At 67.2% G+C, this 11,967-nt stretch carries 14 protein-coding genes, 2 tRNA genes and 1 other RNA gene; 11 read left to right on the forward strand and 6 right to left on the reverse strand.

The window, feature by feature from the left end; all coding sequences use genetic code 11:
• The first annotated feature begins 38 nt into the window (after positions 1-38).
• The 8 genes from AB5J62_RS05200 (at position 39) to AB5J62_RS05235 (ending at position 5,578) form a co-directional block, all read left to right on the forward strand.
• Positions 39-112: transfer RNA gene (locus AB5J62_RS05200), tRNA-Met, on the forward strand.
• Between the two features lie 355 nt (positions 113-467).
• Positions 468-544 (forward strand) — tRNA-Met (locus tag AB5J62_RS05205).
• Between the two features lie 255 nt (positions 545-799).
• The gene (locus AB5J62_RS05210) at positions 800-1,300 is read left to right on the forward strand and encodes a PadR family transcriptional regulator (RefSeq protein ID WP_370946960.1); all 501 of its coding nucleotides are present in this window, start codon (positions 800-802) and stop codon (positions 1,298-1,300) included.
• A gap of 75 nt (positions 1,301-1,375) precedes the next feature.
• Complete coding sequence (gene prfB / locus AB5J62_RS05215) at positions 1,376-2,479, forward strand: peptide chain release factor 2 (protein ID WP_370946961.1); 1,104 nt, start codon at positions 1,376-1,378, stop codon at positions 2,477-2,479.
• Between the two features lie 58 nt (positions 2,480-2,537).
• Entirely contained in the window at positions 2,538-3,227 is a 690-nt protein-coding gene (ftsE, locus tag AB5J62_RS05220; protein WP_091295984.1) for a cell division ATP-binding protein FtsE, read from the forward strand.
• Between the two features lie 52 nt (positions 3,228-3,279).
• Positions 3,280-4,173, forward strand: a complete 894-nt coding sequence (gene ftsX, locus AB5J62_RS05225; protein ID WP_370946962.1) for a permease-like cell division protein FtsX — start codon at positions 3,280-3,282, stop codon at positions 4,171-4,173.
• A gap of 44 nt (positions 4,174-4,217) precedes the next feature.
• Entirely contained in the window at positions 4,218-4,697 is a 480-nt protein-coding gene (gene smpB / locus AB5J62_RS05230) for an SsrA-binding protein SmpB (protein ID WP_091295980.1), read from the forward strand.
• The gene (locus AB5J62_RS05235) at positions 4,697-5,578 is read left to right on the forward strand and encodes an amidohydrolase family protein (RefSeq protein ID WP_370946963.1); all 882 of its coding nucleotides are present in this window, start codon (positions 4,697-4,699) and stop codon (positions 5,576-5,578) included. Before smpB ends, AB5J62_RS05235 begins: the two co-directional genes overlap by 1 nt.
• On the opposite strand, the gene AB5J62_RS05240 is transcribed toward AB5J62_RS05235, so the two are convergent.
• The 3 genes from AB5J62_RS05240 to AB5J62_RS05250 all read right to left on the reverse strand — a co-directional run bounded on the left by AB5J62_RS05240 (position 5,568) and on the right by AB5J62_RS05250 (position 7,737).
• Positions 5,568-6,869 carry an acyltransferase gene (locus tag AB5J62_RS05240; RefSeq protein WP_370946964.1) on the reverse strand — a complete coding sequence of 434 codons (1,302 nt, stop codon included), beginning with the start codon at positions 6,867-6,869 and terminating at the stop codon, positions 5,568-5,570. The genes AB5J62_RS05235 and AB5J62_RS05240 overlap by 11 nt on opposite strands.
• A gap of 97 nt (positions 6,870-6,966) precedes the next feature.
• On the reverse strand, positions 6,967-7,194 hold the full coding sequence (locus AB5J62_RS05245; protein ID WP_370946965.1) for a hypothetical protein: 228 nt from the start codon (positions 7,192-7,194) through the stop codon (positions 6,967-6,969).
• An 84-nt stretch (positions 7,195-7,278) separates the two neighbouring features.
• Positions 7,279-7,737 carry a MarR family winged helix-turn-helix transcriptional regulator gene (locus AB5J62_RS05250; protein ID WP_370946966.1) on the reverse strand — a complete coding sequence of 153 codons (459 nt, stop codon included), beginning with the start codon at positions 7,735-7,737 and terminating at the stop codon, positions 7,279-7,281.
• Between the two features lie 139 nt (positions 7,738-7,876).
• On the opposite strand from AB5J62_RS05250, the gene AB5J62_RS05255 reads away from it, so the two are divergent.
• A complete protein-coding gene (locus AB5J62_RS05255; RefSeq protein WP_370946967.1) occupies positions 7,877-8,251 on the forward strand; it encodes a cupin domain-containing protein in 375 nt (124 codons plus the stop codon).
• Positions 8,252-8,379: 128 nt separating this feature from the next.
• Here AB5J62_RS05255 and AB5J62_RS05260 read toward each other — a convergent pair whose 3' ends face one another.
• The 3 genes from AB5J62_RS05260 to AB5J62_RS05270 form a co-directional block, all read right to left on the reverse strand.
• Positions 8,380-9,024, reverse strand: a complete 645-nt coding sequence (locus tag AB5J62_RS05260) for a response regulator transcription factor (RefSeq protein ID WP_091295966.1) — start codon at positions 9,022-9,024, stop codon at positions 8,380-8,382.
• 65 nt (positions 9,025-9,089) lie between these two features.
• Positions 9,090-10,214, reverse strand: a complete 1,125-nt coding sequence (locus AB5J62_RS05265) for a sensor histidine kinase (protein ID WP_370946968.1) — start codon at positions 10,212-10,214, stop codon at positions 9,090-9,092.
• Entirely contained in the window at positions 10,211-10,879 is a 669-nt protein-coding gene (locus AB5J62_RS05270) for a sensor domain-containing protein (protein ID WP_370946969.1), read from the reverse strand. Before AB5J62_RS05270 ends, AB5J62_RS05265 begins: the two co-directional genes overlap by 4 nt.
• Positions 10,880-11,041: 162 nt before the next feature.
• Between AB5J62_RS05270 and ssrA the strand changes: the two genes are divergently transcribed.
• Together ssrA and AB5J62_RS05280 are read left to right on the forward strand one after the other, a co-directional pair.
• Positions 11,042-11,412: a transfer-messenger RNA gene (gene ssrA, locus AB5J62_RS05275) on the forward strand.
• Between the two features lie 91 nt (positions 11,413-11,503).
• The gene (locus tag AB5J62_RS05280; RefSeq protein WP_370946970.1) at positions 11,504-11,902 is read left to right on the forward strand and encodes a hypothetical protein; all 399 of its coding nucleotides are present in this window, start codon (positions 11,504-11,506) and stop codon (positions 11,900-11,902) included.
• Positions 11,903-11,967: the final 65 nt, after the last annotated feature.

Raw genomic sequence — 11,967 nt, forward strand, 5'->3', positions numbered from 1 at the left:
ACCCCGCCGAAACCAGGGCGTAAGGTAGGTATCACCGACGCGGGGTGGAGCAGCTCGGTAGCTCGCTGGGCTCATAACCCAGAGGTCGCAGGTTCAAATCCTGTCCCCGCTACAGAGGCTAGAGGCCCTGTGCTCGCGCTTACGCGCTTCGCACAGGGCCTCTTTCGCATTCTGTGCGGGGGCCGAGCCCCGCGCCCCCGCCAGGGGGCTCCGCCCCCTGGACCCCCGAGTTGTGTGGTTGCGGGGGTTGTTATGGGGAAATTGGTATGGGGCCAAAAGGCGCACAAAAACCGCACAGGTTTCGGGACGGTTGAGGGCTGGGAATTTGGGTTTGGGGTAATGCGGTTTTGTGGGGGTGGTGGCTGCGGGGTGGTTTTGGGGGTGTTTTGGCTGGTGGGGGGTGGTTTGTGGGGGGTGGTGGAATGGGGGGTTGGGGGGCGTGTAGAGTTCTCCAGGTAAGACAACGACGCGGGGTGGAGCAGCTCGGTAGCTCGCTGGGCTCATAACCCAGAGGTCGCAGGTTCAAATCCTGTCCCCGCTACCAAGTAAGACCAAAGACCCGGTTCGCACGGAGTGCGAACCGGGTCTTTGTCGTTGGCAGGGTCCGTGCACGTGAAGATGCGCGGGATTTCGGTTGGCCTGGTTGGGGGACCCAGGAGGTCAGCGCGGTCGCTCAGCGTTGCCAGTCCTTTGTGGACTTTGAGATTTGTTGGGCCGAAAGGGGGCATTTCACTAGCCACAATGGACAGATGAGGAGGCCACTGTGGACACAGGCGGGATTCGGTGGGAACCTGTAACGGTGTCCGAATTGAATGCAACTGCCGCAGCTCTGCTTGGTCTGCTCCACGACGGCCCCGCCACGGGCGGTCAGCTAGTCGCTGGAGCGGGTGAGCGCTTCGGTGCCTTCTTCAGCGTGACGCGGAGCCAGGTCTACCGGGAGCTCCCCGCGCTGTCCAAGGAAGGCCTCGTGCGACTCGGCAAGCAGGGGCCGCGCTCAAGCCAGCAATACGTCATCACCGCCGCCGGCAAGAAGGCCTTCAAGACCTGGCTTTCCACCGACCCGGGACCCGACCACCTCCGCAGCCCGCTGATCCTGCGCCTGGTGCACGCCAACGCGCTCACCGCGAAGCAGCGCACCTCGCTCGTCGACACCGCCCGAGCCTCGTACAACAGCGAGCTCGACGCGGCCAAGGCGGCCACCAAGACCGCCGACGGCCCCTACGCGAAGGCCGTGGCCGAGTTCGCCCAGGCACACGCCAAGGCCGCGCTCAAGCTGCTCGAATCCATCCCGCAGTCCTGACGAACCTTCACCGGTGACAGGCGCGGCCGGTTCCCGACGTAACCGGCCGCGGCTTTTGCCGTAATGTTGAGCGACGTGAGCTTCGAGTTTGAAACAAGTCTCAAGGAACTGTCCGGCAAGCTGACGCAGGTCGAGACGGTGATCGACCTGGACGCCCTGCGTGCGCAGGTCGCCTCGCTGGAGGCCGACGCGTCCAAACCCGACCTGTGGGACAACCCCGAGGCCGCGCAGCAGGTCACCAGCCAGCTCTCGCACAAGCAGAGCGAGCTGCGCCGCGTCACCGAGCTTCGCAGCCGCTTCGACGACCTGGGCGTGCTCTACGAACTCGCCGAGGCCGAGGGCGACACCGCCAGCATGACCGAGGCGGAGACCGAGCTCACCAACCTGGCCAAGGACGTCGACGCGCTCGAGGTGCTCACGCTGCTGTCCGGCGAGTACGACGCGCGCAACGCCGTGGTCACCATCCGCTCCGAGGCCGGTGGCGTCGACGCCGCCGACTGGGCCGAGATGCTCCTGCGCATGTACCTGCGCTGGTCCGAGCGCCACGGTTACCCCACGGACGTCTACGACATCTCCTACGCCGAAGAAGCGGGCATCAAGTCGGCCACCTTCAAGGTCACCGCGCCCTACGTCTACGGCACCCTCTCGGTCGAGTCCGGCACGCACCGCCTCGTCCGCATCTCGCCGTTCGACAACCAGAGCCGCCGCCAGACCTCCTTCGCGCACGTCGAGGTGCTGCCGGAGGTCGAGGAGGTCGACCACGTCGACATCCCCGAAAAGGACATCCGCGTCGACGTCTACCGCTCGTCCGGCCCCGGCGGCCAGAGCGTCAACACCACCGACTCCGCGGTGCGCCTCACCCACATCCCGACCGGTGTGGTGGTTTCTTGCCAGAACGAGAAGTCGCAGCTGCAGAACAAGGTGGCCGCGATGAAGGTGCTCCAGGCCAGGCTGCTGCAGCGCAAGAAGGAAGAAGAGCGCGCCGAGATGGACGCGCTGCGCGACGGCGGATCCAGCTGGGGCAACCAGATGCGCTCCTACGTGCTGCACCCGTACCAGATGGTCAAGGACCTGCGCACCGAGTTCGAGGTCGGCAACCCGTCGGCCGTGCTCGACGGCGAGATCGACGGATTCCTCGAGGCCGGCATCCGCTGGCGCAAGCAGTCCGGGGCCGCGTAATCCATTTCCGGCACACGCAACCAGGGCTTAACCGGCGGCATGGGTAGTATGCCGAACCGTGATCCGGCTCGAAGAGGTTTCCAAGGTCTACAAGACGTCGACGCGCCCCGCGCTGGAGCGAGTGAACGTCGAGGTGGACAAAGGTGAGTTCGTCTTCCTGATCGGCCCTTCGGGTTCCGGCAAGTCGACGTTCCTCCGGCTCCTGCTGCGCGAAGAGGTGCCGACCAAGGGCCGGGTGATGGTGTCCAACTTCGACGTCGCGAAGCTGGCCCGCCGCCGGGTGCCCCGCCTGCGCCAGACCATCGGCTGCGTGTTCCAGGACTTCCGGCTGCTGCCGAGCAAGACCGTCGCCGAGAACGTGGCGTTCGCGCTCGAGGTCATCGGCAAGCCGAAGCTGACCATCAAGAAGGTCGTGCCGGAGGTGCTGGAGCTGGTCGGCCTGGAGAGCAAGGCCGACCGCCTGCCCAACGAGCTCTCCGGTGGTGAGCAGCAGCGCGTCGCGATCGCCCGCGCGTTCGTGAACCGCCCGCTGATGCTGCTCGCCGACGAGCCGACGGGAAACCTGGACCCCGACACCAGCCAGGACATCATGCTGCTGCTGGAGCGGATCAACCGCACCGGCACCACGGTGCTGATGGCGACGCACGACCACTCGATCGTCGACTCCATGCGCCGCCGCGTAGTCGAGCTGCAGCTCGGCAGGGTCGTCAGGGATGACGACCGGGGTGTTTACGGCGTCGGCCGCTAACAACCCAGCCCCAGCCAGCAGTCCGCCGAACTCAAGGGACACCTGAACCCCGATGCGCGCCAGTTTCGTCTTCAGCGAGGTTGTCACCGGCCTCCGCCGGAATCTCACGATGACCATCGCGATGATCCTCACCACCGCGATCTCACTCGCCATGCTCGGCAGCGGTCTGCTGGTCATGCGGACCATCGACAAGATGAGGACGAACTTCCTCGCCGACGTCGAAGTGACCGTGCACCTGACCGAGGACATCAGCGCGGGCGACAAGAACTGCACGCAGTCGGTCTGTTCCGGGCTGCGCGACCAGCTGCAGAGCAACACCGCGGTCGAGTCGGTCATCTTCGAAAACCGCGAGGCGGCTTACGAGCGCTTCAAGAAGATCTTCGAGAGCCAGCCGGAACTGGTCGCGCTGGCGCGTCCCGACGCGCTGCCCGCTTCCTTCCACGTCAAGCTGAAGGACCCGGACCGCAGTGCCGGTGTCGTCGCGGAGTTCAACGGCAAGCCGGGCATCGCGAAGGTCGACGACCAGAACAAGTTCCTCGACGTGTTCCTCAACAAGCTCAACAAGGTGCGGGACCTGGCGTTCGTCATGGCCGTCGTCACCGCGGCCGCGGCGCTGATGCTGATCGCGAACACCATCCAGCTCTCCGCGTTCACGCGACGCACGGAGGTCGGCATCATGCGGCTGGTCGGCGCGACGCGGTGGTACACGCAGCTGCCGTTCCTCCTGGAGGCCATGGTCGCCGGCCTGGTCGGCTCGCTGCTGTCGATCGGCCTGCTGATCGGGCTGAAGTACGGCTTCCTGGACGCGCTGTTCGACGGCCAGGTGTTCCCGCAGATCTCGCTGCTGGACGTGCTGTTCCCGGTCACGCCGGTGCTGATCCTGGTGTCCGCGCTCATCTCGGCGGTCACCGGCTACGTCACGCTGCGCCTGTACGTCCGCCACTGATTTAACCGACTGCTCGCCGAGAAGGAATCACGTAGAGTCGCGTCATGCCCAAGGAACGTGGTCAGAAAGTAATCGTGTCGAACCGCAAGGCTCGCCACGATTACGCGATCCTCGACACCTACGAGTGCGGTCTCGTGCTCGTCGGCACCGAGGTGAAGAGCCTGCGCGAGGGCAAGGCGTCGCTGGCGGACGCGTTCGCGACCGTCGACGACGGCGAGGTGTGGCTGCGCAACGTCCACATCCCGGAATACACGCAGGGCACGTGGACCAACCACACCCCGCGCCGCACCCGCAAGCTGCTGCTGCACCGCCGTGAGATCGAGAAGCTGATCGGCAAGACCAAGGAGGGCGGGCTCTCGCTCGTCCCGCTGTCGATGTACTTCAAGGACGGCAAGGTCAAGGTCGAGATCGCGCTGGCGAAGGGCAAAAAGGCCTACGACAAGCGGCAGACGCTGGCCAAGCGCGACGCCGACCGTGACATCCGCAAGGCCATGGGCCGCGCGCTCAAGGGCAAGTTCGACTGATGCTCGACGAGCAGGTTCCCGGGTGGGTGCGGTCACTCGGGCTGGACGGGATCGTCGACCTGCACGTCCATTTCCTGCCCCAGTCCGTGATGGACAAGGTCTGGGGCTACTTCGACCACGCCTCGGAGCACTACGGCACGGCGTGGCCGATCCACTACCGGACGCCGGAAGCCGACCGGCTGGCGACGTTGCGCGAGCTGGGCGTCAAACGGTTCGCGCCGCTGGTGTACCCGCACAAGCCGGGGATGGCCGCGTGGCTGACCGACTGGGCGCTGGACTTCGCCGCGCGCGTGCCGGACGCGGTGCCGACGGGCACGTTCTACCCGGAAGCCGGCGCGGTGTCCGTTGTGGACTCCGCGCTGCGCGCGGGCGCGCGGTGCTTCAAGGCGCACGTCCAGGTCGGCGCCTACGACCCGCGTGATCCGTTGCTGGACGGGGTATGGGGCGCGCTGGCGGACGCGGGCGTGCCCGTGGTCGTCCACTGTGGACACGGACCGTTGAGGGGCGACTACACCGGGCTTTCGGTCTTCGGTGAGGTGCTGGCGCGGCATCCGCGGCTGACGGCGGTGCTCGCGCACGCCGCGATGCCGGAGTACACGCCGGCCTTCGAGCTGATGCGCCGGTATCCCCGCGTGCATCTGGACACCACCATGGTCGGTGTGCCGTTCGCGGAGAAGATGGCGCCGCTGCCCGCCGCATGGGCCGATCGGCTCGTCGAGTTCGCCGACCGGATCGTGCTCGGCACCGATTTCCCCAACATCCCGTACTCCTACGCCACCCAGCTCGAGGCGATCGACGGCTGGGCTGCCGACGATCGCCTCGGTGAGAAGTTCCTGCGCGGGGTGCTGCACGACACCCCGCTGCGGCTGCTCAACGGCTGAGCTTGGCCGATTCGGTCACCGCGACGGCGTGGCCGAGGAAGCGGGTGGTGATCCGCGCGGCGTGGATCCGGCGGCCGGAGAGCGCGTATCCGGCGATCGTGAGCGCGACCCAGGGGAGCGGACCGTCGAGCGGGTTGCTCGGCGTGGTGAAGCCGTGGGCGGCCAAGCCGAGCAGTCCGCCGGAGGCGAGCAGAGCGGCGAGCACGAGCTGCGGCGTGCCTGCGGTCGCGGTCGTCTTGCCCGTCGCTTCGAAGCGGCTGAACACCTTGAGCAGCAGAGCGAGCACGATGCCGATCCCGGCGAGCCACGGCGGCGTCACGGCCAGCCAGAGCACGCTTCCCGGCTCCGGAGTGGCGTATCCCAGGCCGTAGACGGTGATCCCGGCGACGACGACCAGCGCGGGCATGTGCCAGAGGTAGATGCTCATGAAACGCGCGCCCAGCCAGTCCAGCGAGCGGCCGATGGCCGGGTTGGCCGCGAAGGCCAGCAGCTTCGGCTTGAGTGCCAGCAGCAGCCCGATCTGGCCGACGGCGAGGAAGAACAGGAGCACGGTCGGCGGGCTCATGTTGGACACCGGAGCACCGGGCATGCCGATCATGCTCGCCGGATACGGGCCGAACGCGACCATGAGCGCGGTGATCCCGAAACCGGCGCCGGACAGCGCCAAAGCCTTGCGGGGATTGAGCGCGCCGAGTCCGCCTTCGGCGTAGAAGAAACCGAGCTGGTGCACGGCGAGCCAGACGAACACCGCGTTGGCGAAGCCGACGAGCCCGAAGTCGGCGAAGCGCGCGACGTCGACACCGATCGCGGCGCCCGCCATCACGGCGGGGACGGCGAGGCCGAAGCGGCGATGCGCGGCGGCCATCAGCGGCGTGATCAGCACAGTGAGCAGATAGACGGCGAGGAACCAGAGCAGCTGCGCCGCGATGGCGCCGGCCACCTCGACCGGTTGCTTCGGGATTCCCCATTCCAGCAACACATCGGGGATGACGAGCCAAAGCGCCATCAGCGGAAGCACGGGCAGCACGAGACGACGGACCCGTTTCGCCAGCCAATCCCGTGAAGAATTGGCGCGGCGCAAGGACATCAGATTGGCAGCGCCGCCGGCGAAGAACACCAGCGGCATCACCTGCGACAGCCAGGTGACGACCCACCAGCCCGGCGTCGCGAGCGCGTTGCCGGTCGCGAGGCGGCCGTCCGCATAGGAAAGGACGGGCATCGCCCAGTGCTGGCCGACCACGGCGAGGATGGCGCCCGCCCTGACGACGTCGAGGAATTTGTCCCTGTGCATGGGAAGAAGCCTCGTCGGGCGAGGCTTTTCGCACAGCGGTGCAAGCCGCCGTATCGAAGTTCGGGTTTCCCGATGTTCGAGGTAGGGCTTTCCCTACCTAGTGCGGTTCGCAGTCCTCGTGCGGCTCGGCGATCGGGCACATGCGGTACTCCCAGCCCGTGATTTCGCTGTGGCCCAAGGCGTAGTGCGTCTCGATCTTCGGGCCCTCGTGCAGGTGCACGTGCCGGACGATCGTGCCGGTCACCGGTTCGGTCTCACCGAGTTCCTGGACGCGGCCGTCGAGCGGCCCGCCGAAGAAGCGGGCTTGGCGCTCGGACGCTGACATCGGGAACTCCTTCGCTCTGGCGAGTTCCGACCATGGTAGGTGATGCGGAGTGCGTTGTGCCGCCGTCGATTCGGGTGAAGAGAGTCACCACACCGGACGTAACGTCACCGGGCGCTGGGTCGCCGCGTCCTCGATGAAGGTGAGCAGGTCGCCGCGGAGCTGGTCCAAACGCTCGTGCCCGACCATGGCCGCCCAGCGTTCCTCGGCCTGCCTGGACAGTGCTACGACGCGTTCTATGCAGAGCCAGCCGCGGGGGGACAGCGAGATCGAGCGGCTGCGGCGGTCCGTTGGGTGCGGGGTGCGCAGGACGTAGTCGCGCTTCTCGAGTTCGTCGACGAGCTGGACGGCGGCCTGCTTGGTTATGCCGAGGTGGTCGCCGATCTCGACGGCGGTGGCGCTGCCTTTGTGGGACAGGAAATGGAAGACGAACCCGTGGGCGGGGCGGGCGTCGGCGAACCCGTCGGCGTCGAGCTGGGCGTGGATCTGGTCCATGACGGCGCGGAAGCTCATCGCCAGCAGTGCGGGCAGGTCGCCTTGGAGCACGGGTTTCTCCTCTTTTTGGACAGTCTACTTGTCTTCTTTGGACAAGCAGCTTGACTAGTTTGGTCAACTGGGTTGACTAGTTTGGTCAATCTGCTTTACCGTACTTGTAGTCAAGCAGGTTGACCATCTGGAGGGGTGCATGAGTTTGGTGACGCTGTCCGAGGCTCCGGCCATCGACAACGACAACGGTTTCGTCTTCCGGCCGCTGGCCGTGCCGAGCCGCGGGTCGTCCGAGCTGGCGATCTGGCAGCTGGAGGTCGCGCCGGGCGCGAAGAGCGAACGGCACACGGTCAGCAAGGAAGAGGTGTTCCTGCTGCGCGCGGGTTCGGTCTCGATCGAGGTCGGCGACCGGGTGCACGAGCCCGCCGCCGGCGACGCGGTCATCCTGCCGCCGGAGACGCCGGTGCTGCTGAGCAACCCCGGCGACGAGCCCGCGTTGCTGACCGTCTGCACGTCACGGGGGATTCAGGGGAAGCTCAACGGCACGGTCATCTCGCCGCCGTGGGCCCAGTAAAGGGCTCGTGAGTGTTTTCGCCGGTTAGAACCGGCCGTACCACTCACGACCCCGAGCGGGCCGAGCCTTGTCGGTGGCGGAGTTTAGCGGGCTTTATCCCGGTCCGGCTTGGGAAGCGAGGGGCGCCTTCAGCTGCGGCCTAGATAGGTCAGCACGGCGCGGACGCGGCGGTGTTCCTCGGAGCTGGCTTCGAGCCCGAGCTTCGCGAAGATGTTGCCGATGTGCTTCTCGACCGCGCCGTGCGAGACGACCAGCGAGTTCGCGATGGCGGTGTTCGACAGGCCCTGCGCCATCAGGCCGAGCACCTCGGACTCGCGGTTGGTCAGGGCGTCGAGCGGGTTCTTGCGGCCGCGGGCCATGAGCTGGGCGATGACGTCGGGGTCGATCGCCGTGCCGCCGCCGGCGACCCGGCGGACCGCGTCGAGGAAGTCCGCGACATCCGCGACGCGCTCCTTCAACAGGTAGCCGACGCCGCCCGCGCCGCCCGAGAGCAGTTCGACGGCGTAGCTCTCCTCGACGTACTGCGACAGCACGAGCACCGGCAGGCCGGGGATCTCCTTGCGGGCGCCGATCGCCGCGCGCAGGCCTTCGTCGGTGAACGTCGGCGGCATGCGGACGTCGACGATGGCCAGGTCGGGACGATGTTCCTTGACCGCGCCGAGCAGGTCGTCGCCGTTGTCGACGGCGGCGACCGTCTCGATGCCCTCGTCCTCCAGCAGCCTCGTTACGCCCGCGCGAAGCAGCACTGCGTCCTCGGCGATCACTACCCGCATGCGGGCCCCCAAGATGTGTGACTCGGCGACTTACCCGAGACTCACACCCTATCCAGGGCCCGGCTTCACCAGGTGCAGGGGAGATCCGCGCGGATGACCGTCGGGCCGCCTGCCGGGCTCACCACCGTGATGACGCCGTCGATCGTGGCCGCGCGGTCGGCGAGGCCCGCCAGTCCGCCGCCGGGACGGATCTCGGCGCCGCCCTTGCCGTTGTCGGTGATCTCGACGACCACCGTGTCGTCGGTGCGCCACAGCTTCACGCGGGCCTCGGTGGCCTCCGCGTACTTCGCGATGTTCGTCAGGCATTCGCCGACGATGAAGTACGCGGTGCTCTCGACGGCGGCCGGCGGACGCGGCTCGACGTCGACGGACACGTCCACCGGGATCGGCGACTTCGCCGCCTGCGCCGACAGCGCCGCGTCCAGGCCGCGGTCGCCGAGCACCGCCGGATAGATGCCCCTCGCCAGGTCGCGCAGCTCCGAGACGGCGAGCTTGGCGTCGACATGCGCCTCGTCGAGCAGCGCGCGGACCGCTTCCGGGTCACGTTCGAACTTCGCCTTCGCGCGGCCCAGGCTCATCGCCACCGCGACCAGCCGCTGCTGGGCGCCATCGTGCAGGTCGCGCTCGATACGACGGCGTTCGGCTTCGGCCGCGTCGACACCGCGGGCCCGCGAGGCCTGCAGCCGTTCCGCCTTGACCTCCAGCCGCGCGGTCTTGTTCGGGCCGAGCAGCCACATCGCCAGCCTGCCGTGCGCCCAGGCGATCCACGGCACCACCCAGATCGCCATCGGCACCAGGATGGCCGACACGATCCCCAGCGCGAACTCCGCGCAGGCGATCGGGAACGCGAGCAGCAGATACGCCATGTCACGCCACGTCGTCGGGTCCGTCAGCCGGACCTGCCAGCGGCGCAGCATGCCCAGGCCCTCGGTCGGGCTCCGCTCGATCTCCGGCAGCGGCGTCGACAGCGCCGACCGCACCCAGCGGCGCTCCACGTCGCCGAACCAGCGGGTCAGCGACGTCGTGGCGATCAGGATCGGGATGCCCACCCAGATGACCACCGTGGCGATCCCGACCGACATCAAGGTCACGATCAGCACGAACTGCAGCAGCCGCCACGGGAAACTGACGATCATGTAGCCGATCGCCTTCGCGGGATGCGGACGCGGCTGGTCCAGTTCGGTCGTCATCGGCTCGTCACGCTCAGTTCCCGCTCCACCAGGTCGTCTTCCAGCAGCTCACGCCGCCTGGCCGTCGGGCCGAGCAACGCCGCCGCGAACCGGGTGTGCAGGCTCGCCATCGCCTTGGTCAGCGCGACCGACAGCGCGACGCACAACACCCCCAGCGCCGCCCACGGTAGCGCTTCCACCGTCGAGTCGACGGTGATCCAGTGCACGTCGTCCCACCGAGGGAAGTACCAGGCGCCGTCGGGCAGGTACCGGAAGTAGATCGGCAGCCCCACCAGGCCGAGACTCGTCGCCCAGAACCCCATCAGCAGGCAGAACTCCGCGACGCCGACCGGGAACAACAGCAGGAAGTACACCAGGTCACGCCACGTCTGCGCGTCACGCAGCCGCACCTTCCACCGCGCACCGAGCCCGCCGTCCGGCAACGGCAGATACGGCATCGCGATGAACGTGTCCGTCAACGCGTACGCACGCGCCCGCTCCACCTTCGCGCCACCCTTGAGCAGCAGAAGCGCCAGCATCAGCACCGGCAGCCCCACCCACACGACCGCGGTGCCCACCCCCGCGGGCACCAACGCCATGAGCACCATGAACGCGGTGATCCCCACCGGGAAGTTCATCAGCAGATACACCAGCGACCCGCTGAAGGACGCACCTCTGCGCTCCATGACCGGCTCCTCTCTCATCCGGAACCAAGCATGCGCGGCGACCGCCACCAGCGGCCATGGTGCACACGGGCATCCACGAGGTGGGGCTAACCCCACCAGCCGGAATATCGGCTGGACACCAGGAGTTATGATGGACGGGTTGTGTACCACTGACAGCACCCAGGGGGTGAACGGTTTCGACTTTGGACGTTGATTCAGGTGAAGCGTGCCAGTGCAGGCCAGAGACCACTGTTGAGCGTCATGGCAAACCAATAAGCGCCGATTCCAATCAGCGCGACTTCGCCCTCGCTGCCTAAGCAGTAGTGCGAGTCTGTCGGCCCGGGAGTTCCTCCGTCCCGGATCCCGGCATCAGCTAGGAGGAGTACTGCCGGTCCCGGCCACGGGGCCCGGTCAGGAAACAAACAGTGGCTGGGCCCGTCACATCGGCTTGTTCGCGAGATCGATGGGGTCAAGTAGAGACACAGCGGACTGCGCACGGAGAAGCCCTGATGATCCGCCAGAGGACCCGGGTTCAATTCCCGGCACCTCCACCCAAGTGGTCTTATTCGAACCACGGTCCGCAGGGGCTCGACTCGCAAGGGTCGAGCCCCTGCGGCGTTGGTGGGGCACTGTGCACGTGCTTGATTGGCTGGCTCGGTCGATCAGTCGCCCGTTGTGGTGGGTGATGTCGGCGTGGGCGGTGTGGATCGCGTCGAACAGGTCTTGATCGTCGGCGCGGGCAACGGTCACGTTTCCGTCCCTGTCGGCGGTGATGTAGATCTTGCTGTACAGGGCGTCGATCAACAGGGCGCGGGCGGTGTCGTCGCTCTGCTCGTAGAGCGCGCCGGGGCGGGCGAGGAGCTCCAGACCGAGCGCGAGTACTGCGCGCCCGGTGTTGTAGTCGATGGCAACGTCGAGGGCTTCCAGTTGCTGTGTGACGGTGCGCTGTTGGGCGCGGATTTTGCGCACACGAGCGTTGAGCTTGTTTTGGTCCCAGTCGGGGTGTCCGATGAGATCGACGGCGGCGTCTTCTTGTCGGCCTAGCTCGCTGAGTCGGGCGCGTAGCGTGTCGCGGGTGCTGGTGTCGGGTTGGGGTGCTGCTTGCCGTA

It is taken from the genome of Amycolatopsis sp. cg5 (assembly GCF_041346955.1).
In the GTDB taxonomy this organism is placed as follows: domain Bacteria; phylum Actinomycetota; class Actinomycetes; order Mycobacteriales; family Pseudonocardiaceae; genus Amycolatopsis.